The sequence below is a fragment of the Pseudomonas sp. KB_12 genome, assembly GCF_052114545.1.
GTDB lineage: Bacteria > Pseudomonadota > Gammaproteobacteria > Pseudomonadales > Pseudomonadaceae > Aquipseudomonas > Aquipseudomonas brassicacearum.
The window spans coordinates 42,072-64,189 of the sequence record NZ_JBFREY010000024.1 but is presented as its reverse complement, the minus strand read 5'-3'; the positions used below and the strand labels follow the sequence as shown (position 1 = coordinate 64,189).

Below are 22,118 nucleotides of genomic sequence, written 5' to 3'. Positions count from 1 at the left end.
TGCCACCGTATGAGTCCCGTGGCTGCTAATAAATCGTAGTTGTGAAAAAACACAACCAGAGTACCATCGGCTCAAAGACAAGGAAGCCCATGGATATACTCACGCCATCACGTTTTGACGACGCTGCGATTTTGTACCCGAACGACAAGGCCGGGCTTGATCGATGCCTGCGCATTTTGAGGATGGCACGCCCCAAAGCGTTCGCGGACCTGCAAAAGCTGTTCGGTACGCACGGTGTCGACTTGTTCAAGCCCAGAGCCGCAATGAATTGGGTGGTGATCGACGTAGGCGGCAATAATCTCAGGGTGATAGGTGGCGTCAACTACACCCGGCAGAAGTTCTACGTCAAACACATCTACACGCATGCCGATTACGACGTTGCCAACGTCTGGTATGCAGGAAACAAAGGGGTAAGACGATGAGCGCAGCCCGTAACGACTTTCAAACCGTGATCGCAACGCTTGGCGAGCTACATGCGGTACTGGATCGCCTGCGCGGTGAGTTTGTGCATGGCATCAAGACCCCTGCCGATTATGAGCGTGCAACCGACCTGCTCGATGCGCTCACCGACGGGCGCGAATTGAGCAGGACCGAGGAGAAAATTCTCGTTGAGCTCGAGGACGAAATCCTGGTCTACCAGCGCGACTCCGAACAGTTTCGCGAATCGAATGCCGCTTTTGAGGCGACCTGCACGCCTGTGCAATTGATCAAGGATCTGATGGAGACGCTCGGGCTCACCGGTTCAGACCTCCCTGAAATCGGTGATAAAACGGCGGTGTCCAAAGTGCTCAATGGCGATAGGCCTATCAGCCACAAGATGGCGTATGCGCTGGCGGAGCGGTTTGCGATGGAGCCGAGTGCTTTCTTGACCGCGGCCTCAGCAAAGGTGACGGCTCATATCGAAACTGTCCCTCTTTCCGTTAGTAACACTTCAGCTCATTACGTTTTGCACGAGGGCTCTCCGGTCGCATATTCAGTTGAAGAGGCCGGTGCCAGTGAATACAACGTGGTGACTTCGAACGGCCGCAGAAAGACAGCCAAAGAGCCGGACAAGGGGTAGGGCAATCATCTGCTGATCAAGGGGCAGGGTTGGTTGTCGATCCACGGGAGCTCAGGATGACACGCGCCCTGATACATCGGCCATTGCAGCCAATCCCCGAACCCTCTATAAAATCTCGCGCTGGCATCGCGTTCATCTCGACCGTCGTTGGCCCTGGATATCTGACCCGCATGGAGCATCATCGTGAGCCAATCGCCGCGCCCCCTCAACTCCCGAACTGACATTTGCCCGCGCATTACGTCCCGCGCCCTGCGACAGACCTGGAACTTCACCTTACTGACCCTGCTCACCGGCTGTGGAGCGCTGTCGGATGTCCGCTCTTTCTCCACGCCCTACTCAACGCCAGACGGTGGTGAGACAGCGCGCTTGCGGGTGATCAGCGATGGCATGGTCAGGGCTGTACCCAAGTCCGATTGCGTGGACTTCCGCCTGCCGGGCGCCGGGGTCATGGTGGCGTTCCGCGATGGCTACGCCAATCGCAACGGCGAAAGCCTGGGCATGCCAGATGACGATAAATACTCATCCTCCACGGTGATGACTGAGCTGCTGGTGCCTGCCGGGCAGCCCATCGCGTTTCATTACATCGGTGCTCAATGCTACAACATGTTCCGCTTTGTCCCTAAAGCAGGGGCGGACTACCAACTGGACGCCGCGGGGCGATACAAGTGCACGGTGACTCTCAAGCAACTGTCCGTGAAAACGACTGAGCTTCCCCCTTTATCCTTGGAGGACAGCAAGCTGTGCAGGATGACGGATAACTTTTAGCGTGGAGGGTTTTCCAAGGACGCCATAACGTTGAAAAAGGAGTTTCAGCATGAGCCCCATCCCCACGTTCCAAACCCGCCGCCTCATCCTAACCCCCCTTGAGCTGACAGATGCACCGGCGATCCAACAGCTATTTCCCCATTGGGAAGTGGTCCGTTACCTGGACAGCCGCGTACCCTGGCCTTACCCGGATGACGGCGCGCTGGCCTACGTGCGCGACCATGCGCTCCCCGCTATGGCAGCCGGACGCGAGTGGCACTGGATGATCCGTATTGCCGAAGAGCCGATACAGAGCATCGGCAGCATCAGCCTCTACGACCAGCCCGGCAACAACCGAGGGTTCTGGTTGGCTCCGCAATGGCAGGGAAAGGGCTACATGCGCGAGGCTTGTGAAGTGATCAATACCTATTGGTTTGAAGCGCTGGGGCGCCCTGTCATGCAAGTACCCAAAGCGGTGGGCAACCAGGCTTCGCGCAGGATTTCGGAACGCGAAGGTATGCGCATGATTGCGACGCAGCAGGGGGAGTTTGTCTGTGGGGCGTTGCTCAAGGAAGTTTGGGAGATGACGCGTGAGGCGTGGCTTGAGAGGAAGGCCAAACTTGGAGCGCATTGAACGGAATCAAGCTTTGCCATCATGAATTTCATCGTCAACATTGATCAAGGAAGAACACATGCAACCGTCACTCAATCGAATCATGCTGTATGTCCGGGACGTTCAAGCGACCTGCGATTTTTATGAGCGTCATTCCCTTTCAATCGCCAGCAGGGCGTTTGCATGCAGCTGAACTTTCAAAAGATGCATGCCAATGGCGATGACTTCGTTATTGTCGATTCGCGAAATTCGGCCAACCCGGTGACGAGTGCCATGGTCCAGCGAATGGGGGATCGGAACTGGGGTGTGGGCTTCAACCAACTCGCGGTGTTGCTCGATTGCGACGATGCCGATGCGCGCGTGATGTTCTGGAACGCCGATGGCTCCGCGCTGGACGTTTGCGGCAGCGCAACACGGGGAGCGGCGGATATGCTGATGCGCGAAGCAAATGTTGCTTCGGTAGCGCTGCGCACTAACCGTGGTCTGCTCACGTGCGAACGTACCCAAACCGGCGACATTTCCGTCGACATGGGCGTGCCGCGTTTCGGCTGGTCGGACGTTCCTTTGGCGCAAGCACTGGACACCGCCGTGTTGCCACTTGCCGGCAGTCCAGCCGCGTGCAGCATGGGAAATCCGCACTGCACTTATTTTGTCGATGACCTGGCTAGCGTTGATATCGCGACCATCGGCCCGGCCATCGAAACCAACGCGCTGTTCCCGCTCAAGACCAATGTGCATTTCGTCCAGATCATTGATCGCACGCATATTCGGTTGCGCATCTGGGAACGCGGGGCGGGTATTGCGCTGGGTTCGGGGTCCTGTTCGTGCGGTGCGGTTGTTAATGGGATTCGTCGTGGGTTGTTGGACAGCACCGTCGAGGTTGAATGTGATGGCGGGTGTGTGACCGTGCAATGGGATGGCGTGGGGGCGGTCTTTCTTATCGGGCCGGTGGAGGTGAGTTTTTCGGGGACGATGAGTCAAGGCTGAGTCGGGTGTTCTAACCCTGATACTGGGATTTGCAGGACGTTGTGAATCATTAAATCAAAAGGAAGTTTTATTCATGTCGGAGCAACGCATTCGCCCCCTAGCTCTTTGTATCTTTCATCATCATGGAAAAATACTGGTCAACCAGTTTTACGACGCCAACAAACAGCAGATGTTTTTTCGTCCCGTTGGTGGTGGTATTGAATTCGGCGAGAGGAGCCACGATGCCATTGTCCGAGAAGTGCAAGAGGAACTGGGTGCCTCGATCAGTGACCTTCGGCTGATTGGCACTTTGGAAAGCATTTTTACCTACGCCGGCAAGCCTGGGCACGAGATCGTCCAGGTCTATGACGCAAGGTTCGACGACGCTGATCTCTACGAAAAAACCTGGTTGGAAGGCTTTGAAAGCGACGGTGCATCGTTCAGAGCAACGTGGTGCTCCAGTGCCAGTTTCACCGCCCTATCACCGCTGGTGCCTGAAGGACTTCACGATTTGCTCAAGTCGGCTTCGCTCCTGGAGTGAGTCGGATCAGTGAAGGTCATCCATGATTCGGAGCCACTGCCAGCGAGCCTGATAACTCTTCGCCTTCTCACCGAACAAATCTGGCTGGGGGTTCTTTGGATTGATACGAAGAACACCTTGCTCTATGTCGTCCAGGCCATAGGGCGCATAGACGTCACCGGTTTCAACATCCAACCCAATACACGTCCCCGCTATCAAGTAACGATCAATGCCATCCTTGGCCGACTGAAGCTGAGGATAAGGTTTGCCAAACCGCTGACCGTACCAAAGGTGGACGCGGGCCTGGTTCTTGACCTCGATGTTGACGTCCAGGTCCTGAAAGAGACGCTGGGCGGCGTTGATGACTTCATTCTCGGCTTCCCAAGACAGGTTAGGGTCGAAGTAAAAAACATCGTAATCCTTCACGCCCCAAGCGGGTGGCCGTTGCGACTGATGATTCCAGACGGCTTGGAACAGGCAGCCAGCCGTAAGCATGCATTGATTCAAACCGAGTGAAGGTAAGCGCGAGGTGATCTGCGCGTTGATTGGATTGGTCATTGCTATCCTGACCAACCGTTCGACCGTCAATGTCATATTCATCCTTTTGGAATCGGTCCGGTCCTGGCGCCCCGACAGATGTTTGAGCAAAATCAGGTGAGCCAGGGCACCAAACGCATAGATCTCAAGGACGCCCAATGATATTGCAAAGCAGGCCAGTGATGGCTGATGACATCAAGACCCTCTGTAGCTTTGCGCAGGACGCTCGGGAACTGTTCTATATGTTCCCGAAAGCTCAATACCCTCTGACTGAGGCTCAGTTGTCTGAAGCTATCGCTCGACGATTCGATTCGACGGTCATCGAGGCAGGGAACCGTGTCATTGGTTTTGCTAACTTCTATCGGGCCGAAACGGGCGGGGTTTGCTGTATCGGTAATGTCATCGTTGCCCAAGAGGCTCGAGGTAAAGGTGTTGCCAGTTTTCTCGTGGAAACGATGACGGCCCTGGCGTTCGACCGCTATGACGCCACTGAGGTGCAGGTATCGTGTTTCAATGAAAACACGGCAGGCTTGCTGCTTTATCCAAAGCTGGGCTTTTTGCCCTTCGCTGTCGAAGAGCGAGTTTCTCCAGATAATCGTAGAACCGCACTCATCCACATGCGTCGCGTTAGATCGGGTCGACCTTAGATTCTTTTGAGCGGCTACCCCCAGAAAATGCTTGAAAACCCAAGCCCAGCCCAACGCGACTGATTTACAATGCCGCTCCTTCGACAGAGACCGGCCTTTCGTGGATGCGTTTTCCCTTGTCTATCAACACCTGGGCGCATGGGTAATCGCCCCCATCACCCAGCAGTTCCTCGACATCTTCAACTTGAACGGTCGGTTCGGCGTCCTGTTTCTCTGCGCCTCCTACGGTGTCGCCTATGGCCTGTTCCGTTTCAGAAAACACCGTGGCCTGACTGACGCTCGTTCGTTCTGGCAATTCATCGGTGGTCGTGGGGTTTACCTGCATCGTTCGGCGTTGCTGGACTATCGCTACTACTTCGTCCGGGCGATTCTCAAGATTGCCTTGGTGTTGCCCATTGTTCATCTGGTCGATCCGTACATCCTGCGCTCCGGAGATTACTCGGCTTTTTTCAGCAACCTCTGGGGCGCGCGTCCGCGCCTCGGCGAGAATTTTTCGCTCGCGTTGCTTTATGGGCTGGGGGTGTTCCTGGTGAAGGACTTCGTCCACTACTGGGCGCACCGGGCGTTTCATTCACGCTGGCTCTGGGCGTTTCACAAGGTTCATCACTCGGCGCCAGTGCTGGTGCCGGCTACGGCCAGTCGGATGCATTTTTTGGAAAAGATCGTCGAGAAGCTCGGCATCACCGCCTGCATGGGCCTCTTCGCGGGTGGCTTCTGGTACGCCTGTGGTGGTGAGATCAGCCGCTACACATTGTTCGGCGTGACGTACCTGGTGTTCATCTTCAATAGCCTGGCGGCCAACTTGCGTCACACCCATGTCTGGCTGTCCTTTGGCCCGGTGCTGGAACATGTGCTGAACAGTCCGGCCCAGCACCAGATTCACCACAGCGATGCACCGCGTCATTTCAACCGCAATTTCGGCGTCAACCTGTCGCTGTGGGACTGGATGTTCGGCACGCTCTATGTCACCCGCTCGCAGCCCGAGCACTTGCGTTTCGGCACCGGAGAACAGGACCACCAGCGTTACCTGACGGTGTATAGCCTGATTGTCACGCCTTTCGTTGAAACTGCCCGCAAGTACCTGCCCGCGTTTTCATATCAACGCCAACACGCCACAATGCGCCCAACGCCTGCCCTCGGATCAGCGAGTGTTGATACCGGTGAAGCCGAGCGAAAACCCAGCAAGGAACGCCCATGAATTTCTTCAAGAAGCTCTTCGGTTCATCGAAAGCCCCTGAAACCCAAGACGACCAGCCTGCGCCGCAATCCCACGAGCTTGGCGACCTGACCGAGGCTGAAGCCGCCAATCTGGCCGTCCGGGAAGCCGGCGCAGCGTGCCTGGATCGTCATTGGAGCGCTGTCGGCACGGTCGAGCGGGATGTCCTTGCCTACCTGATCAGCCCGACTTTTTCCGGCGGCCCGTACTGGCCTTCGACCCGCCAGGCCTACCGCGTGGTTCGCCGTGGCGACACGATCATTCTCGCCACTGAAGGCCTGTCCGATCCGTTCGATGATGCGGAAGGAATGGGCAACGGCTTCGAGATGGAATTGTTCGTCGAAACCTCGGATATCCCCGAGCACGCCTATGGCCCCGTGGGGGAGGTCGATCCTTTCAAGCGCAGCTGGGCATTCGAGCTGGTGGAGCACGTCGCCAAAACGGTGGCCGACGCTGGCGGCATCACCCACCAACTCGACCAATACGGGACGCTATCCCTTGAGCTGCCCGGGCTCAGCCAATCGCATCACATGAGCGATCAACTGCCCAAACTCTTCGTGACCGATGACGACTCCACCGGCGTTCTGCTCGGCGCGCCAGCACCGGATTTTCCTACCCAACTGGATGACATGCCCTTGTCTCCGGTCAGATTGGTGCCGGTGGTCTTGATTACGGCGGCGGAGCTGGAGTACGTGCGTTCGGGAGGGCGAGCGGCGCGGGAGGATCTGGTGAGCCGTTTGCAGGCGGCGGGTGTTGGGCATATGAGCAGCCTGCATCGGGCGAGTGTGGTGTGATGCTTCGCGGCAATTGATTAGTAGAAGCGGACTAACCGTCGCATTGGACATTCAAGGACAGTGAGGCCCCATGGAATTGATTGAAGAAATCGAAAAAGCATGGGGCTGGGTCGGGCTCAAACCTGCAGTAGTTATTGGGGATAACGATTGTGGCAACCTCATCATCAAAGACGCAGCAGGTAGTTACTGGCGCCTGTGTCCCGAAGATCTTTGCTGCAATCGTGTTGCCAATGATCGCGCGGAGTTTGACGCACTCGCTCAGAGTCAGGAGTTTTTGCATGACTGGTACATGGAGGCGTTGGTCAACCAGGCAAGGGATAAACTCGGCCTGCTTCGTCCGGGGTACAAGTACTGTCTGAAAATCCCTGCCGTGTTGGGTGGGAAGTACGAGGAGAGCAATCTGGCGATCATCTCACTTCATGAGCTGGTGGCAGTTTCAGGCTACCTTGCTGAGGAAATCGACGGTTTACCCGATGGCGCACAAATCCGCCTTAATGTTACGAGGTAGCGCCTCTTTAAACAGAGCTTCATACCCCGAGACATACCGTTGCACAGGAATCTGACAGCCTGCTTCGGCTCGATTGCGGCGCTCCCTGAGGGGCAGCCACCTGCCAGAGGAGAACCTCCGAAAGCTCGTCCTTCCCTTTCCAATAATAGAGCGTACCCGACAGCGATCTTGGTCATTACGGCTATCATCATGTAACTGTGCTTTTTTATTATTGGATTCAGAAACTGGGAGCGTCACAGCAGATCACTGTGTCGTCTAGTCTTTTTGGGAGTGCGTCATGAAATGGACTTCGCACTTGGCACTCGCGGTCCTTTGTAGCTCCATTGTCCAAGCTGCGGATGTGTACAAATGCACGACCCCGGATGGTCACGTGGTTTTCTCGAACTTCGGGTGCGGAACCGCAAGCGGGAGCGCAGAACTACAGGAACTGAAAATCAACAACATGGGGGAGCCCATCAAACCATCATCTGAGCACCGAGAAATCCAAAGCGTGGATCGGGATTTGCCTGCTAACTCGCCGACTGTAGTTCGGGATTCCGCTGATGAAGATACAAGGGATGGTCGTATCAAGCGACGCTTAAGGGCTCAGGAGGAGTACCTCGACAGCCTGAAACCGAAAGTTCCGGGCGTGACGGTAATCAAGAATAAGGGTAGCGAAACCAATCACGAAAAAGCTATACGTCTGAGAGAGGAGGCTCGAGAGCTTTACTACCGACAGTAATTTCTTGAGTGACGAGTTTGGATTGATAGTTGCGCGTGACTGGGCTTTTCGTGCTGCTCAAGACTCTAACGCATAAGTGATACCTCTTTCTGGTCCATGGGGCGAAGCAACTCTTTGCCCTAGATAGCATCCAGCCAAAAGCGCCCCGATACGAAGCTTTCATCGTGGGCTTTAGCAAGCTTTCGGACCGCTATCAGTAGCTGTTTGGGTCATTGGAAATCTCTCTACCTACAGCTCTGTAATGCGCACTTAAGAGCGATGAATGCGTGGCGAGGGAGCTTGCTCCCGCTTGAGTGCGAAGCGCTCACAAAAGGGGCCGCTGCGCAGCCCAGCGGGAGCAAGCTCCCTCGCCACAGGTTGTCGGCTGGCAGGCTTATAGAGTGGAACCTGCCGGGGCCGCATCCAATCGTCGCGCAATCACATCCATCACGTCACACCCATCACGCAGTGGGATGCAGCAAAGCTGCGCCAGATCCTGCAAGGTCGCGGGGTCGATGGTCTGTTCATCGCGCATCGCCAAATTTTCCAGGAACTGGGTAGCGGCACGGATTCGGTAGGCGGCTGAGTCGAGCAGGATGTGTAGCGGCGCGGTGGTATCGACGTAGAGGGGTTGGTCGTCGGCGTTGCTGGTAAGGCCCATATATCGGTTCATATCTATTCCTTGTGTCATGAATGAACTGTCACGCTTTGTCGCCAAACAAAGGGTGACAGCTGTACGCAGGTTGGCGAACCGGAGACACAAGGAGCCGGCAGACCCGAAGGTCTCCCGCGCACAGCTGCCATAAAGCAGTTTCTGTGAGCACAAGGGTGCTTCTGCCACAGCAGAAAGCACCGTTGCACTTGTGTCAATCGGGTCGCCAAACCCGGCCGCCATTTGGGCGACGCCAAGACTATAGTCGCCACAGTAAAAAATACGCAAGGGATTGATAGGGAAGGGGATTCCCAATCATATGTAGGACGTTGGCATGATCGTAAGCATCCGAGCTGTACGTCTTACAAATCAGCAGGGCCACCACCTACATCTTCCGCGGGCAAGAACATTGCGAATACTGGGGGCGAATGGCAGCGTTCACAGCGTTTAAAGAATGACGAGTGATTCAAGCCATGCAAACCAGAGAAGTAAGATTGATATCGCGTCCCACCCAATACCCTTTCGAGACATCATTGACTGATTACCGTGGACTGATCCTTGAAGACATCCGTGAAGGCGCCGCCGACCGTGCCATCGCGCAACTGGAAGCCAGCCTGGGTGCCCGGCTGTAGGACTACTATTGCCAGTTCCTCAAGACCTGCAACGGCGCCCACTTGGAATACGATGTGCTGGCCACGCTCGCCAATGGCGATGAGGAGTTGCTCAGTTTTTCGCTGTACGGGCTGGATCCGGACAAAGAGTATGAATCCAACCCCTTCGAACTGGAGCAACTGCGAGCTCAGCCCGCTTTCCCGCAACGGGGTTGCTGCCGATCGGTCGCGACGGTGGCGCGAGTATTTTGCTGCTGGACCTGCGGGAAGGGCGCCAGGATGTGGCTGCGATGGTGGCAGGCTTGCCCGCTTGGGCTGGGCGTCGTCAGTAGGGCGATGAGTCCGTGGTGTTGGCGGATTCTTTCAATGGCTATCTGGACTCGCTGCATCTATCGGAAGAGCGGATTGAGGAGCATATCAATCACTCCGTCATTAGCCCTGAGAGTATTGAGGCGACGTTGGAGTGGTTGGATAAGGGGATTCCGGGGGGGCGGGAGCGGTATGGGGGGGTGTGGAATGCGAGGGTTGTAGCTCGGACGATTTGAAGTCTTGCCGGTGAATGAGTCCCATGCTTCATGGATGTATACGGGTTCTTTTGGGTCGACTGTGCCTGTCTTGAAGGGCTGCAATCGACCGATTCTGTTGAAAAAGTCGGTCTGCCCAAACTGCCTGATCATTGACTGGCGAAAACGCCTTTTTTGCACGCTGCTACGTGAAATCCGAGTCCGGAAGCCTCTGCCAAAAGTAAAGATTTCAATCTCGGACGCGTACTTTTCTGATGCGCAAACCATGGCCGACTTTTTCAACACAATCGACCCTTTGCAGACATTCATAACGTCTAGGCTCAGCCGCGGGTATGCCGGCCCGAAGCGGAGTCAGATCATCGGCTGGAATAGTTTGTTAGATGCGGCTACTCGCACCATACATCGCACTTTTCGCGAGTTCTCAGGTTTAGAAGCTCTGCGCTTGTACACGCACCGACCGGGCTTCCCTCTAGAAATAGAACTTCATCTCCTTCTTCCCAGCCCAGGCAATAAGTTTGTGATTCAAATTTTTCTCCATTGATAATGAAAAGCTCATCGTTGTGGGCTACCTCGATTTTATAGCTCTCATGACCTGAGCTTCTGCTTGGTGTGTTGTAGAGCTGGCGTGGAGCAGGAGACGCGGTTGCGCGTGGTTGTTGGGGAGCGGATTGTGTGCCACGAAGAGCTGCCGATTCTCTTTGAACGCATGCCGCAAATAGCGAAGGCCCCAGAGATGTAGAGCAGGAGCTGAACAACCATTGCTTTTGTTCTTCGGTAAGAGATGAAATGTTTGGCAGCCCGTCTGCCAGTGCAGCTTTCTCGCGGGTGAGGCAACTAATGGTAAGAGATGGGCCGAGGGAGTCGGAGCAGCTTCTTATGACCCAAGCCCGCAGCTCCGGATTTAGACTGGAGAGATCTGGTTTTCCACGCGAAGCAGCTGACGCTTCCCGCACGACGCAGCTAGACCAGAGAGACGGCCCGAGGCTGCGAGTACATGAACGATTGACCCAATCGCGTGCGTCGGTAGAAAGCTTAGATAAGGCCGCGTCAGGGTCTTGAGCTATCGCTGACCGAGCAACCAAAATCGCAAGAGCTGTGAAAAGCTTAAGTTGAAATCGCATGTGCCTCCCGCATCTAGCTAGCGACATCGCTCTCGCATTTAAACGCGATAGTAATGTCGTATAACGTTCCTTGATGTCCTGTACGTCCTTGTTTTCCCTAGGGTGATCACGGCGAAAGCGAGCTTATTCAAGGAAAAACACGATACAGATAACAAGCCAAGCTGCTTGATCAGTGTAGGCGGCAAATCAAACAACACTGCCAGCAGCTTCATTGACCGCTCCTGGCCGATTTCAGTCTGTCTCGAAGGGCAGCAGCCGACCCCTTACGGATTATCGGCGTCATCAATATCGTGGTCTGTCCCCGATGCCGATGGATCGCTGCAGTGCTACAGGTCCAAGATTTTCGTCATGATGATCGTGCGCTCAGATTTGTGAAACTCATCCCTGACTTTTATAAAGCCAAGCGAAGCATAAAAGCCCTCTGCGGTGATTGAAGAGGGAACCCGTAGCAGGTTCAGACCTGCATTTATGGCGATCGATTGAAGCCTCTCCATCAGGTGTCTCCCGAGACCCTGCCCTTGATAGCTCGGCTCGACAAACACGCTTCGGACAACGTCCTGATCAAGACTCGCCGTTGCAACAATATGATTGTCGACTATTGCTACGAGTACCTGACGTTGAGTCAACAATTGAAGAATTGCCAAGGGAGAAAAACTTTGCGCCACTTGATCGATAATTTCGGATGAGTAGTCTTGGGCATTGGACTGGCGCAGAGCATTGATGATCGTTTGACTGATGGCCGGGGCATCGGTATCCATAGCGTTTCGAATCAGGTAATCCATCAAGGTAATTCCTTGCGCATAATCGCTTGAGCATAGAAGGATTCGGCCTCACTGACCAAAACGAAAGGCGCAATGGCTGCTGTCGTCCATGATCTCTCTTCCACGAAGGGCTGCTATGGATAACAGCTCTCGTCCCGAAGCGGTCATCGAACCCAGCGGTATCTCTTTTGCATTCTTGCTGACCCTTTCAAATCCACCCTCAAGGACGAACCTATGACCGCATCCCCCTCCAAACTCATCTTCCTGCCCGGCGCCTCAGGCAACACCCAGTTCTGGCGTCCGGTCGCCGAGCGCTTGGCCCACCCGGCGCAGCAAGTACACATCGGCTGGCCCGGTTTTGGAGACACGCCGCCCGTGCCTGACGTGACCGGCATGAGTGACCTGGTGGCGCGTGTGCTGGCCGAGATCGACCGACCCACAGCGCTGGTGGCGCAATCCATGGGCGGTATCGTCGCTGTGCTCGCAGCACTTGAACGCCCTGAGCTGATCACCCACCTGGTGCTGACCGTCACCTCGGGCGGGGTGGACATGTCGGCGCTGGGCGCGCAGGACTGGCGCCCGGATTTTGCGGCGGTCAACTCGACACTGCCGAGTTGGTTTCTCGACGACCGCACCGACCTCACGTCCCGCTTGGTCGAGTTGCGCATGCCGGTCCTGCTGCTCTGGGGCGACGCTGATCCGATCAGCCCCGTTCGCGTCGGCCAGTACCTTGCCCAACTATTGCCCCGTGCTGAACTGCACGTTTTCCCTGGCGCCGATCACAGCCTGGGCTTTACTCACGCAGATGAGGCGGCGAGGCTGATCGAGAGACATCTGGCCAGCGAGTGAGCGGAGCACTTGTTATCGACGTGTCGGACTGATTGTGCGGCGCGGCGTGTTTCAAGACCTTCAGGACCCAATACCTTTTCGAGACATCAATGACTGACTACCGCGGACTCATCCTCGAAGACACCCGTGAAGGCGCCACCGACCGTGCCATCGCGCAACTGGAAAGCAGCCTGGGGGCTCGCTTGCCGGACGACTATCGCCAGTTCCTCAAGACCTGCAACGGCGCCTACGTGGAATACGATGTGCTGGCGACCCTGGCCAATGGCGACGAGGAACTGCTTAGTTTTTCACTGTACGGGCTGGACCCGGACAAAGAGTATGAATCCAACCCCTTCGAACTGGAGCAACTGCGGGCCCAGCCCGGCTTCCCCGCAACGGGATTGCTGCCAATCGGTCGCGACGGCGGCGCGAGTATCTTGCTGCTGGACCTGCGGGAAGGGCGCCAGGACGTGGCGGCGATGGTCGCGGGCTTGCCTGCCTGGACTGGGCGCCGTCAGCAGGGCGATGAGTACGTGGTGTTGGCGGATTCTTTCAATGGCTATCTGGATTCGCTGCATCTATCGCAAGAGCGGATCGAGGAGCATATCAATCACTTCATGATCAGCCCTGAGAGTATCGAGGCGACGTTGGAGTGGTTGGATAAGGGCAGTCCGGGGTGGCGGGAGCGGTATCGGGAATTGTGGAATGCGAGGGTTGTGGATCGGTTGATCTGAAGGCTGATTGGGTGGATGAATTCCGGTCTTGTCCCCTGGAGGCTGTTTACCTCTACTTCCCAAGCCGTCGCCACCATTTCGTAAGCTATGAGCGATGCAAGTGGGAGCTATAGACACGAAGCGGCCTTGATCAGCACAGTAGCTGTAACTTCGATCTTCAGTCAGCAAGGACATCTCATTGAACGACTCTGAACATGTGAAAGAACTGTGCGCCCGTTTCAACTCTGGAGAACATCTGACGTTTACGTTTTTCTGGGGGCACCAGCGCAGCAAAATTGCCGTTACGGCTTCGTGCTTCAGCCAATGGTTCGAGGCCGGGTTCATTGTCGAGGGGCAACATTACCCGACAGCCGAACACTTCATGATGGCCGAGAAAGCGGCCTTGTTCGGCGATCAGGACATTCGTGCGCAGGTGCTCCACGCACCTACTCCTAATGCCGCCAAAGCACTGGGCCGCAACGTGCGCGGCTTCAACGATAAGGTTTGGCTGCAACACCGATACGACATCGTCGTTCGAGCGAACCAGGCCAAGTTCTCTCAGAATCCGCAGTTGCACGAATACCTTCTACAAACCGGTTCGAGCGTTATTGTCGAAGCCAGCCCGGTTGATAACATCTGGGGTATAGGGCTCGCACAGGACAACGCGGATGCGAACAATCCGAATCTGTGGAAAGGCTTGAATCTGCTGGGGTTTGCGCTGATGCAGGTGCGGGACGGGACGAGTGTGCCAGCCCCAAGGTAGTGTCCTACTTACAGACTCCCTCGGGCCGGCAGTGGTAGCGATTTTCCGACGCAGAATCATCATTCCCGCAGATACAAGGCGAGTTGCACTGCTGCTCGCGGATGGCCGCCGGCCACCCGCGAGCCCGTGCCATCAAGCCAGCAGCTTAAGCTCGTCTTTACCGTACTTGAGCGATTTCTCGTCTGGAATCATCAGGCCGGTGTGCTCGTCGCGCCCCTGCAGGACGAAGCGGGCGTCCGGCTTGCCCAGTTGGGTAGCGGCCTGCTGGCTGTCGGCGCCGATCTCGCCCTTCTTCATGCGGTTGACGATCACCCCCACCGCCGTATCGTTGAAGTCGCGCAGCATCCAGGCATCGCCATCGCTGTCGCCAGCCACCAACACCGGGCCATAGCCCTTCTGTTTAACCAGCACGTTCTTGATGCCGACGGTCTTGCCCGGACCGTAATTGAAGTGCCAGTCTGGCTGATAACGAGTGGTGTACTTGCCGTCTTCCATCGCCATGCGCAGGCCGATCACGTTCTCAGGCGGCACGCCGTATCCGTAATGAGGATTGCCCGCAAATACGCGTACCACATCGTCGATCGAGGCGGTGCTGACATAGACGTCGATGCCGTTGGCGCGCAGCGTGTGCATCAGGCCGCGAATCTCCTCATGGATACGAATGCCATGGAAGTGGGTATCGGCCACCACCCCGGCCCTGCCCGGTAATGTGCGCGAACTCTCGTACTTGACCTTGCGCAGCGCGTCGCCGATGGCGTAGTTGTTGGAAGCCTCGGCCATCGCCTGCAACTCAGCCGTGGTCATGTTCTTGTAGAAATACAGAATCCACTTGTAGCCGATCTCCACCGGGTAACTTTCGCAGATCGCGTCGTACATGAAGTAGAGCTTGGCGAGAAAATCCTTGTACTGCTCGCTGGTCTGGATCTCTTCCAGGCTCTTGTCGCCAGCGAGCCCCTTGTAGTTGGCGTGCAACCAGCGGTAATCCGCTTCCACATCGCTGGCGATGTCTTCCATCTTGACCGGCTTGCCGTCCACCGTGGTGTAGTCCTTCATGAACGCGCCGTTCGGCACGTCCTGACGCACCACGGCAGCGAACTCATCAGGTGTCAGCTTGTACTGCAAATGATTGATCTGGTAGACCAGCAGCGCTTCTTCACAGTCGTTCATGATGCAGGTGTTGTCCCAGTCGAACACCGCGTATGGGCGCTGGTCAGGACGGTAGGACGCGCTTTTTACGCCGTGCTGATCGATCACTGCTTGCAGACGCTTTTGGTTAAGCGGCGACCAGCGCGCTGGGTCCAGTGCACTCGGTGTGGCCGCAGGCGTGGCGGCTTGCGTTATGCGGGATGACAACAACAGTGGAGAGACGACGGAAACGGTGGCGAGGGTGTTCAGAAACTGGCGACGCTGCATGGCATAGCTCCTACTTCTAGACGAGAGGTTGCAACCGAGGCGATGGCGAAAGCGTGTTTCGAAATACGGACGAGGGGAAGAGACCGTCCGGCCACGAGGCTAGCTCCAAATACGCAAAAAAACAATATTGCCTCAATATTACACAAGCATGCCGCGCAAACCGTGTCAGCGCATTGATCCTGGGGCCGCGCCAAACTTGACAGCGACTGACGCCCCTCCACAATGCGTGCTCGAACAGCAGGGACACACGGTATGTGGCAAGAAGAGCGTTACCAGCGGATCYGCGCACTGCTATCGACCTTGCAGCGCGTCACCACCGACCGCATCGTCACGGACCTGAATGTTTCTCGCGAGACAGTGCGGCGCGACCTGGTCGCTCTGGAAGAACAGGGAGAGTTGAAGCGGATACACGGCGGCGCCATCCGCGTCGAGGACGAAGCGCCCATCGCCGAGCGGGCGCAAAGCAACGTCAAGTTCAAGCGTGACCTCGCGCGCGCCGCAGTCAGTCTGCTGTCACATGGGCAGACAGTGTTCATCGACGCGGGCACCACCACCGTCATCCTTGCCGAAGAGCTGGCCAAGCTGGGAGGGCTGACCGTGATCACCAACTCGTTCAACGTGGCACTGCAACTGCGCAACCCCGCTGCGTCGGGCGGTCGGCATAACGAGGTGCTCGTACTGGGCGGTTCACTCGACGATCGTGCGCCGGCGACGGTCGGCAGCACCACGGTGGCGGAAATTGCCCGCTATCGAGCCGACCTGGCGCTGTTGTCGCCGGTCGGCATCGACGCCCAGCGCGGTGCCAGCAACTACGACCACCGCGAAGCCGAAGTGGCGCGCGCCATGGCCGACAATGCCGAAGGCGTAGTCATCCTCGCCGATTACAGCAAGATTGGCGTGGAGAGCCGCGTCGCTTTCTGCCCGCCAGAACGCATCGACGTGCTCATCACCAACCACAAGGCCAGTACCGAAGCGGCGTTCGCCGCACTGAACGCCAAGCTGAAACGTATTGTCCTGGTGTAGCGGTGGTTTGGCGGTTGCAACAGGCATTGACGCAGCGTGATGCTCAAGTGCAGGCAACCGGGTAGATCTAGCACGATACGACTCTCGGCGCGGGCAAACTGACGGTAACTGTATTGGCCGCTAAAAAGAGCAGGAACGAGATGGGAGCGAGTACTTTGAGGGCCTGCTTCTCGAAGCGATGAAGCGAGTGCAGTCAGGGGAGTAAGTTATCCCTTCGCCGCTTGAATCCAGTCCTCAGTCGAGGCGGCCGATGACGCGTGCAAGATTTGCGTGTGCCTGCTGCTCGAATGCGTCGAAGTACGCTGCGGTCGTATAGATTCGCCCGCGCGCCTGGAATCCCTCCAGGACCTGGCGCCGCTTTTGGCGGTACACAGGCAGAGGCACAAACTGGTACTCGTGGCGAATTTGTTGGTCGTATTCCTCGAACCGTTTGAACGACGCTCCAAGGATCGCCAGATCCGTGTCCACCAACACCGCTTCGTCTGCCGACTTCGGGGCGCCATCGTGTCGCGTCACCATGATCAGGTCGTAAAGCCTGCGTCGCGTTTCATCGCCCAGGCCGCTATCACGTGCCACGTCGTCCAACCATTGCGCACTGCGCAGCTCGTTGTCGCTGCGAAGGGGGTCGTAGATCGCGTCATGGAACCACAGCGCGAGGTCGATTTCGGCGGGGGCCTGGCAGGCCGCGTTGACGAATCGGCGCACTTGAAGGCATTCCTTCAGATGCTGGAGGTTGTGGTAGGCGCGGTGGGGCTCGCAGTAATGCCGAATGAGTTCTTCGTACGCCTCTCGTGACGCGCATCCGACGCCAAGCTCCGCCCAGACGCGAGCCCAGGCGTCGAAACCCGTGCCATCAGCCACGTCTAGGTCGCCGGGTGTGCTGGCCGGGAATAAACCGTTCTCTTCTGGCGAACCCGTCATCGTTTCTCCTGCGCTTCAAAAATGAAAAAAACAATTATTGGGCATCACTCGCCGGCTCATCGTCGGCATCCTCCGCTGGTGCCCCATAAGGTGCGCCAATCTCGACCCGATCAGCCTTTACCCAACCGGTATAGTCGTCGCCGCTCTTGGCGATGAAGTTCACTTCCAGCCATGATTCGTCTTCAAGGCTGGAGTAAACGGTGAGAGAGTCGCCGGGTATGACGAAAATCTTCTTATTGGCACAGGCTTCATCCGGCGCTTCGTGGAAATGCAGGCGCCCGGTGCCAATGACCTTGCCTTGCACTGACGGATGAAACTCAGGCACCGTTCCGGAGATCTTTTCCGCCAGGGCCGAACAGTTAACAGCGGCCTGGCTCAGGCTGCTGAAAAGGCATAGGCACAACACGCTTGAACGCAGATACATCGTGGCGAATCCGTTTGGGGTGGGGGCGTAGGATAGTTAAGTCAGAAACTCTTGGGAAAGAGAAAAAAGGGGACTCGAACAATGGCAGAAAGGGGCGCCCATCTGCCAATACCCCGCTATCCAAACCATCCACTCAGCACCGCCGCGCCCAACGCGACTAACGCGGTATTGAGACAGACCAGCGTGAAGCCAAACCTTACCAGTTCGCCTTCCTCCTTGGCCTGGGTCTTGGCAAGTCCCAGGATCAGCATGACAACCGACAGCGAGCCCAGCGCTGCATGCCCTGCCGAGCTGTTCTGGACGGCAGCCAGCAACAGGCGAGAGGATTCGGGCAACATCGCGATGGCCGGCATGAAGATCGCATTGCCGCCAACATTCGACCCGGTCATGTAGCCTGACAGCGCGCCAAACAGGGCCACCAGCGACGTCGCGGCGGCGGGCGACAGGCCCGCCAGCATTTGCATCAAACCCGCGAGGAAGCCGGCCTTCACCATCATCTGCGACATCGCGAGGAAGAAGAAAATGGTCAACAGTGGCCGCTTCGCCCGCGCCACCAGCGCAGCAGGCATACTGACGTCGAGTGCTGTCTGGTGTTGGGTGTGGCGTGTGTGAAACCCTAGCCCGATCAGCACCAGAACCAGTGCCAGGCCTGGTGAGGCGAGTGGCTTCCAGGTGACCTGGGCGCCCTGTACAAGCCAGTGATCCTGCCAAGAGGTGATCGCCCACACCATCTTCAACGCGACAATGCAGACAATCAGCACCAGATACGGCCATGCCTGGCGCGGCCATTGCACCGTACCGCGCTCGCTATCGTTGCGGCGCAAGCGCCACAGCCCCGCAGAGAGTACCGCTGCGGCCGTCACCAGGCCCGCGGCCACGCCGGCCACTTCCGGCCCCAGCCACCGACTGGCACTGTAGAGCACGCCCACAAACAGCAGCCAGAAAGCGCCCAGCGCCCTCCATTCCCGCGAGTCACGAACGCCTGCAAGAAATAGCGCGATTGCACTGAGGACCAAAAAAACCGGTGCGCTGGTCAGTGCCGAGGTCGACGCCAGCGTGGGTGCGTCCAGGTGAACCAACGAAGCACCAATGACCGATGCCAGGCCCAGCGTTCCCCAGGGCATGATTGCCATGCCGGTCAGTGCTATTCGTAGCGCGACCCGACGTTCGAAGAGACTGAGCAGCAGGGGCACCGTGGCGATCAACGACACGCCGAAGCCGGTCATCGCTTCGAGCAACGGTGCCAGTCCAAGAACGATAAACACGACTTGATCGCCGCGTCCAAGTCCCAGCGACCGCACCCATTGGCTAAGCGCCAGGTTGACGCCCATGCGCTCGATAAAAATCACGAAGACCAGGCCTGGAACGATCACGAAAGCCGTACTTGCAAACAGCACGGCGGTATCTTGAGCGGCGGCCACCATACTGCCTAGGCGCCACGCGTCGGCAGCGCCGGCGAGCCAGAGCACCATGACTAATGCAGTACCTGCAATGGCGGCGTGCACGGGTGGCCGGCGCAGCACCACGAGCATGGCTGTAACCAACAGGACAGGGGAAAGATGGAACAGTGCGAGCATGCCAATAATATCCTGTGTGTGTTCCCGACTAAGGCTGCGTACGCAGACTGCTGGCAAGATAATATTTCTCTTGGCTAGATAAAGGGGTGCGGTTTTCTGTTAGTTTTCGAGAAAATTTCTCACGGGTTTACCATGGCCAAAAACGACGCAGCACTTGAATCGTTGGACAAATTCGACCGTGCCATCCTGGACCTCGTCCAGTGCGACAACACGATGCCGCTGCGCCTCATGGCCGAGCAGGTCAATCTTTCCACGGCCGCCGTTCAGCGCCGCATCAAGCGGATGGAAGCGGGGGGCGTCATCACGGGCAACGTAGCCATCGTGGATCCCACCGCCGTAGGACGGCCGATCACGATCATTGTGGAAGTGATGGCAGAGCGCACCAGCATCGAGGCACTGGAGGCGATGAAGGCACACTTCGCGGTGCCCGAAGTTCAGCAGTGCTACTACGTCACCGGCGAAGTGGATTTCGTCCTGGTATTAACCGTTGCCAGCATGAACGAATACCAGGCGTTGGCGCGGCGATTGTTTGCCGAAAATTCCAACGTGACCTGGTTCAAGACAATCGTGGCGCTGGACCGTGTGAAAGTCGGGCTTAATGTGCCGAGCATGCCGGTGGGAAAAGGGGTGGAAAAGGGGGATTTACTTTTACTTCCATAAAACAAATCCGGCCGGGTCGGGCACGTGACTTTGACAGACGCTCACGTGGGGCGAAGCGCTTACCCATGTTCCGCTGCCAACATCGATCTGAACTGAGCAATGATCTCTGAAGATAACCCGGCACCTTCGAACACTGCGCAGGTGAAGCTCACGGGGGCAGGGCCTGGAGCCGTGATGATGCGGTCCGCAACCACAGCTACTGGGCTGCTTCGATAAAACTCATTGCCTTCATAACCCACGGCATTCTTTTGCAAGAAGTCGGCGCTGTTCGAGGTATGAGGAACCGTGTCGAGAAGCCCAGCCCTGGCCAGTGCCAGCGTTCCTCCGCAGATACCGGCAATTGTCGCTCCACGTGATCGACTCGCCTGAAGAAAATCGCCAATATCGGGCGCTTCTGCACGTTCCCAGACCATTCCACCAATGACCACGACAACGTCCGGTTTCCAGTCCAGGCATTCCTGCAAATTGCTATCAACCGTTACGGCCAATCCACCCTGGGAACGGAACTGCCCCGTAGCAGGAGCGAAAAACCTGACGTCGACCCCGTAAAAAGGGGACGCAGTTCCAGCGATGAAAGCGTATTCCCAGTCCGCAAAACCGGGTGTCAGTATCAAACCCACGCGTGCCATCGATCAGAATCCTCCATGAATGCTAAATGACTGCCACGGCCTTTTCGTTAAGCCGCAGCGAGTCAGTTCCACCGGTTACAAACTGTCTTTTTTGTCTGCAGGTGATTGCGCCAGAAACTCCGCGATCAGCGATACAACCTGCTGCTGAATCACCCCGCGAGCACGACCGCCATCACCATCCCGACAAATGATTCCATCCCCCGGCACGTCCTCTTCGAGCATCCCCTGCGCACCAGGTTTGCACATCGACGTGAAGCTGAAGTGGCTTGCGTCTTTGATCTCGATGTAACGGCTTGACGCCGAGGGCAGGCGCTTGGCCAGGTTGGCAGATTCCAACTCGGCGGGAAGTTCTCGCGACGGTACGCCAGCCGCGATCACCAGGGCGGGGACAGGCAGCGCGGTCAAGCTTTTATCGGTCATGCCCCGTGAAAGGCCCAGGTCCAATGTCACCACCGCAGTAACGCGTTTATCACGCCAATCGGCGGCCAGTTCGGCCTTTGATTCAGCGGTGCTGGCGGGGTTCATCTGTTCGTAAACGGAGCAACTGGATAACTGCGAATGGGCTTTGCAGTCTTGGGCGAAGCGCTCTGGGTCGAAGCGAGCGCCGACGATTTCCAGGGCGGTCCAACCACCGAGTGAATGGCCCACGGCTGCAATTCGTCCATTGGCGACCCGGCCAAATTTTTCAGGCTGAGTCGTGACCGCATCGATGGCTCGAYGCAGATCGCCGGGCCGCTGCCATAATTGCGCCGCTGCTTGCGGGCTGCGGTCATGGGTGGTGCTGCCGGGGTGGTTGATGGCGGCGACGATGTAACCCTTCTGGGCCAACGAGCTGGCCAGCCAGATCTGGTTGCTCCAGTTGCCCCTGTAGCCGTGGGAGAGCACCACCAATGGATGTTCGCCGGCAGCGGGTGGTGCGTTACGCACGGCAGCAGCGCCGACAAACACCGCGTTATCGGCGATCAGTTGCGGGGTTTCGGTCGTTGCGCTGGGGTACCAAACGACCATCTCCAGTGCGCGGCCATTGTGCGGATCCGGCAGGGTGGAGGATTGGAAACCGACGGGGTTTTCGTCAGCAAATGCGATAGGTGTCAGGCAAGCCAACAACAGGGCGCCGAAAGCTGTTTTCAATGTCGTTTCTTCCTTGATTAGACGAATGGGGGTGTCGATAAGCACGGGCATTAAAGCTCAGA

General features: G+C 57.1%; 25 protein-coding genes. 16 read left to right on the top strand and 9 right to left on the bottom strand.

The window, feature by feature from the left end; translation table 11 throughout:
• Nucleotides 1-89: 89 nt before the first annotated feature.
• The 6 genes from AB4Z20_RS19590 (at nt 90) to AB4Z20_RS19565 (ending at nt 3,924) form a co-directional block, all read left to right on the top strand.
• On the top strand, nt 90-422 hold the full coding sequence (locus AB4Z20_RS19590; RefSeq protein WP_442090441.1) for a type II toxin-antitoxin system HigB family toxin: 333 nt from the start codon (nt 90-92) through the stop codon (nt 420-422).
• On the top strand, nt 419-1,060 hold the full coding sequence (locus AB4Z20_RS19585; protein ID WP_442090440.1) for a helix-turn-helix domain-containing protein: 642 nt from the start codon (nt 419-421) through the stop codon (nt 1,058-1,060). Before AB4Z20_RS19590 ends, AB4Z20_RS19585 begins: the two co-directional genes overlap by 4 nt.
• Nucleotides 1,061-1,243: 183 nt before the next feature.
• Nucleotides 1,244-1,825 (top strand): hypothetical protein, encoded by a 582-nt coding sequence (locus AB4Z20_RS19580; RefSeq protein ID WP_253476758.1) that lies wholly within the window; start codon nt 1,244-1,246, stop codon nt 1,823-1,825.
• A 49-nt stretch (nt 1,826-1,874) separates the two neighbouring features.
• A complete protein-coding gene (locus AB4Z20_RS19575) occupies nt 1,875-2,438 on the top strand; it encodes a GNAT family N-acetyltransferase (RefSeq protein ID WP_442090439.1) in 564 nt (187 codons plus the stop codon).
• A 162-nt stretch (nt 2,439-2,600) separates the two neighbouring features.
• Nucleotides 2,601-3,404 carry a diaminopimelate epimerase gene (gene dapF, locus AB4Z20_RS19570; RefSeq protein ID WP_442090438.1) on the top strand — a complete coding sequence of 268 codons (804 nt, stop codon included), beginning with the start codon at nt 2,601-2,603 and terminating at the stop codon, nt 3,402-3,404.
• Nucleotides 3,405-3,477: 73 nt separating this feature from the next.
• The gene (locus AB4Z20_RS19565) at nt 3,478-3,924 is read left to right on the top strand and encodes an NUDIX hydrolase (protein WP_442090437.1); all 447 of its coding nucleotides are present in this window, start codon (nt 3,478-3,480) and stop codon (nt 3,922-3,924) included.
• Nucleotides 3,925-3,930: 6 nt separating this feature from the next.
• On the opposite strand, the gene AB4Z20_RS19560 is transcribed toward AB4Z20_RS19565, so the two are convergent.
• Nucleotides 3,931-4,497 carry a nucleotidyltransferase family protein gene (locus AB4Z20_RS19560; RefSeq protein ID WP_442090436.1) on the bottom strand — a complete coding sequence of 189 codons (567 nt, stop codon included), beginning with the start codon at nt 4,495-4,497 and terminating at the stop codon, nt 3,931-3,933.
• A gap of 101 nt (nt 4,498-4,598) precedes the next feature.
• On the opposite strand from AB4Z20_RS19560, the gene AB4Z20_RS19555 reads away from it, so the two are divergent.
• The 5 genes from AB4Z20_RS19555 to AB4Z20_RS19535 all read left to right on the top strand — a co-directional run bounded on the left by AB4Z20_RS19555 (nt 4,599) and on the right by AB4Z20_RS19535 (nt 8,326).
• On the top strand, nt 4,599-5,087 hold the full coding sequence (locus AB4Z20_RS19555; RefSeq protein ID WP_258688943.1) for a GNAT family N-acetyltransferase: 489 nt from the start codon (nt 4,599-4,601) through the stop codon (nt 5,085-5,087).
• Nucleotides 5,088-5,187: 100 nt separating this feature from the next.
• Entirely contained in the window at nt 5,188-6,285 is a 1,098-nt protein-coding gene (locus AB4Z20_RS19550; RefSeq protein ID WP_258688942.1) for a sterol desaturase family protein, read from the top strand.
• Entirely contained in the window at nt 6,282-7,097 is an 816-nt protein-coding gene (locus AB4Z20_RS19545) for a suppressor of fused domain protein (protein WP_258688940.1), read from the top strand. The genes AB4Z20_RS19550 and AB4Z20_RS19545 overlap by 4 nt, the downstream gene beginning before the upstream one ends.
• Nucleotides 7,098-7,167: 70 nt before the next feature.
• Nucleotides 7,168-7,605 carry a DUF1851 domain-containing protein gene (locus AB4Z20_RS19540; RefSeq protein ID WP_258688938.1) on the top strand — a complete coding sequence of 146 codons (438 nt, stop codon included), beginning with the start codon at nt 7,168-7,170 and terminating at the stop codon, nt 7,603-7,605.
• A 277-nt stretch (nt 7,606-7,882) separates the two neighbouring features.
• Entirely contained in the window at nt 7,883-8,326 is a 444-nt protein-coding gene (locus AB4Z20_RS19535) for a DUF4124 domain-containing protein (protein ID WP_258688936.1), read from the top strand.
• A gap of 373 nt (nt 8,327-8,699) precedes the next feature.
• Here AB4Z20_RS19535 and AB4Z20_RS19530 read toward each other — a convergent pair whose 3' ends face one another.
• Both AB4Z20_RS19530 and AB4Z20_RS19525 read right to left on the bottom strand, forming a co-directional pair.
• Nucleotides 8,700-8,978, bottom strand: a complete 279-nt coding sequence (locus AB4Z20_RS19530) for a hypothetical protein (RefSeq protein ID WP_053180799.1) — start codon at nt 8,976-8,978, stop codon at nt 8,700-8,702.
• 2,561 nt (nt 8,979-11,539) lie between these two features.
• Nucleotides 11,540-11,995, bottom strand: a complete 456-nt coding sequence (locus AB4Z20_RS19525) for a GNAT family N-acetyltransferase (protein ID WP_258688935.1) — start codon at nt 11,993-11,995, stop codon at nt 11,540-11,542.
• A 213-nt stretch (nt 11,996-12,208) separates the two neighbouring features.
• Here AB4Z20_RS19525 and AB4Z20_RS19520 point away from each other — a divergent pair, with 213 nt between their 5' ends.
• The 3 genes from AB4Z20_RS19520 to AB4Z20_RS19510 all read left to right on the top strand — a co-directional run bounded on the left by AB4Z20_RS19520 (nt 12,209) and on the right by AB4Z20_RS19510 (nt 14,278).
• Nucleotides 12,209-12,823: an alpha/beta fold hydrolase gene (locus AB4Z20_RS19520; RefSeq protein ID WP_442090435.1), complete on the top strand. Its 615-nt coding sequence runs from the start codon at nt 12,209-12,211 to the stop codon at nt 12,821-12,823.
• 89 nt (nt 12,824-12,912) lie between these two features.
• Nucleotides 12,913-13,536, top strand: coding sequence for an SMI1/KNR4 family protein (locus AB4Z20_RS19515; RefSeq protein WP_442090434.1), 624 nt, complete (start codon nt 12,913-12,915; stop codon nt 13,534-13,536).
• 178 nt (nt 13,537-13,714) lie between these two features.
• A complete protein-coding gene (locus AB4Z20_RS19510; protein ID WP_253476742.1) occupies nt 13,715-14,278 on the top strand; it encodes an NADAR family protein in 564 nt (187 codons plus the stop codon).
• Nucleotides 14,279-14,410: 132 nt separating this feature from the next.
• Here the strand turns inward: AB4Z20_RS19510 and AB4Z20_RS19505 are convergent, their stop codons facing one another.
• Nucleotides 14,411-15,691 carry a haloacid dehalogenase-like hydrolase gene (locus tag AB4Z20_RS19505; RefSeq protein WP_442090433.1) on the bottom strand — a complete coding sequence of 427 codons (1,281 nt, stop codon included), beginning with the start codon at nt 15,689-15,691 and terminating at the stop codon, nt 14,411-14,413.
• Between the two features lie 252 nt (nt 15,692-15,943).
• Here AB4Z20_RS19505 and AB4Z20_RS19500 point away from each other — a divergent pair, with 252 nt between their 5' ends.
• A complete protein-coding gene (locus AB4Z20_RS19500) occupies nt 15,944-16,714 on the top strand; it encodes a DeoR/GlpR family DNA-binding transcription regulator (protein WP_442090432.1) in 771 nt (256 codons plus the stop codon).
• A 234-nt stretch (nt 16,715-16,948) separates the two neighbouring features.
• Here the strand turns inward: AB4Z20_RS19500 and AB4Z20_RS19495 are convergent, their stop codons facing one another.
• From AB4Z20_RS19495 to AB4Z20_RS19485, 3 genes are all read right to left on the bottom strand, one after another.
• Nucleotides 16,949-17,635, bottom strand: a complete 687-nt coding sequence (locus AB4Z20_RS19495; protein WP_442090431.1) for an HD domain-containing protein — start codon at nt 17,633-17,635, stop codon at nt 16,949-16,951.
• 34 nt (nt 17,636-17,669) lie between these two features.
• On the bottom strand, nt 17,670-18,059 hold the full coding sequence (locus AB4Z20_RS19490; protein WP_258688926.1) for a hypothetical protein: 390 nt from the start codon (nt 18,057-18,059) through the stop codon (nt 17,670-17,672).
• A gap of 116 nt (nt 18,060-18,175) precedes the next feature.
• Nucleotides 18,176-19,636: an L-lactate permease gene (locus AB4Z20_RS19485; protein ID WP_442090430.1), complete on the bottom strand. Its 1,461-nt coding sequence runs from the start codon at nt 19,634-19,636 to the stop codon at nt 18,176-18,178.
• 132 nt (nt 19,637-19,768) lie between these two features.
• Between AB4Z20_RS19485 and AB4Z20_RS19480 the strand changes: the two genes are divergently transcribed.
• Nucleotides 19,769-20,296 carry an Lrp/AsnC family transcriptional regulator gene (locus AB4Z20_RS19480; RefSeq protein ID WP_442090429.1) on the top strand — a complete coding sequence of 176 codons (528 nt, stop codon included), beginning with the start codon at nt 19,769-19,771 and terminating at the stop codon, nt 20,294-20,296.
• Between the two features lie 59 nt (nt 20,297-20,355).
• Here the strand turns inward: AB4Z20_RS19480 and AB4Z20_RS19475 are convergent, their stop codons facing one another.
• Both AB4Z20_RS19475 and AB4Z20_RS19470 read right to left on the bottom strand, forming a co-directional pair.
• Complete coding sequence (locus tag AB4Z20_RS19475; RefSeq protein WP_253476732.1) at nt 20,356-20,925, bottom strand: DJ-1/PfpI family protein; 570 nt, start codon at nt 20,923-20,925, stop codon at nt 20,356-20,358.
• A gap of 75 nt (nt 20,926-21,000) precedes the next feature.
• Complete coding sequence (locus AB4Z20_RS19470; protein ID WP_442090455.1) at nt 21,001-22,056, bottom strand: alpha/beta hydrolase family protein; 1,056 nt, start codon at nt 22,054-22,056, stop codon at nt 21,001-21,003.
• Nucleotides 22,057-22,118: the final 62 nt, after the last annotated feature.

What these genes read in the sequence shown, in the direction of transcription:
- AB4Z20_RS19590 (WP_442090441.1), top strand. Translation starts at nt 90, where the DNA reads ATGGATATACTCACGCCATCACGTTTTGACGACGCTGCGATTTTGTAC.
- AB4Z20_RS19585 (WP_442090440.1), top strand. Translation starts at nt 419, where the DNA reads ATGAGCGCAGCCCGTAACGACTTTCAAACCGTGATCGCAACGCTTGGC.
- AB4Z20_RS19575 (WP_442090439.1), top strand. Translation starts at nt 1,875, where the DNA reads ATGAGCCCCATCCCCACGTTCCAAACCCGCCGCCTCATCCTAACCCCC.
- dapF (WP_442090438.1), top strand. Translation starts at nt 2,601, where the DNA reads ATGCAGCTGAACTTTCAAAAGATGCATGCCAATGGCGATGACTTCGTT.
- AB4Z20_RS19565 (WP_442090437.1), top strand. Translation starts at nt 3,478, where the DNA reads ATGTCGGAGCAACGCATTCGCCCCCTAGCTCTTTGTATCTTTCATCAT.
- AB4Z20_RS19560 (WP_442090436.1), bottom strand. Translation starts at nt 4,497, where the DNA reads ATGACATTGACGGTCGAACGGTTGGTCAGGATAGCAATGACCAATCCA.
- AB4Z20_RS19555 (WP_258688943.1), top strand. Translation starts at nt 4,599, where the DNA reads ATGATATTGCAAAGCAGGCCAGTGATGGCTGATGACATCAAGACCCTC.
- AB4Z20_RS19545 (WP_258688940.1), top strand. Translation starts at nt 6,282, where the DNA reads ATGAATTTCTTCAAGAAGCTCTTCGGTTCATCGAAAGCCCCTGAAACC.
- AB4Z20_RS19540 (WP_258688938.1), top strand. Translation starts at nt 7,168, where the DNA reads ATGGAATTGATTGAAGAAATCGAAAAAGCATGGGGCTGGGTCGGGCTC.
- AB4Z20_RS19535 (WP_258688936.1), top strand. Translation starts at nt 7,883, where the DNA reads ATGAAATGGACTTCGCACTTGGCACTCGCGGTCCTTTGTAGCTCCATT.
- AB4Z20_RS19530 (WP_053180799.1), bottom strand. Translation starts at nt 8,978, where the DNA reads ATGAACCGATATATGGGCCTTACCAGCAACGCCGACGACCAACCCCTC.
- AB4Z20_RS19525 (WP_258688935.1), bottom strand. Translation starts at nt 11,995, where the DNA reads ATGGATTACCTGATTCGAAACGCTATGGATACCGATGCCCCGGCCATC.
- AB4Z20_RS19520 (WP_442090435.1), top strand. Translation starts at nt 12,209, where the DNA reads ATGACCGCATCCCCCTCCAAACTCATCTTCCTGCCCGGCGCCTCAGGC.
- AB4Z20_RS19515 (WP_442090434.1), top strand. Translation starts at nt 12,913, where the DNA reads ATGACTGACTACCGCGGACTCATCCTCGAAGACACCCGTGAAGGCGCC.
- AB4Z20_RS19505 (WP_442090433.1), bottom strand. Translation starts at nt 15,691, where the DNA reads ATGCAGCGTCGCCAGTTTCTGAACACCCTCGCCACCGTTTCCGTCGTC.
- AB4Z20_RS19495 (WP_442090431.1), bottom strand. Translation starts at nt 17,635, where the DNA reads ATGACGGGTTCGCCAGAAGAGAACGGTTTATTCCCGGCCAGCACACCC.
- AB4Z20_RS19490 (WP_258688926.1), bottom strand. Translation starts at nt 18,059, where the DNA reads ATGTATCTGCGTTCAAGCGTGTTGTGCCTATGCCTTTTCAGCAGCCTG.
- AB4Z20_RS19485 (WP_442090430.1), bottom strand. Translation starts at nt 19,636, where the DNA reads ATGCTCGCACTGTTCCATCTTTCCCCTGTCCTGTTGGTTACAGCCATG.
- AB4Z20_RS19480 (WP_442090429.1), top strand. Translation starts at nt 19,769, where the DNA reads ATGGCCAAAAACGACGCAGCACTTGAATCGTTGGACAAATTCGACCGT.
- AB4Z20_RS19475 (WP_253476732.1), bottom strand. Translation starts at nt 20,925, where the DNA reads ATGGCACGCGTGGGTTTGATACTGACACCCGGTTTTGCGGACTGGGAA.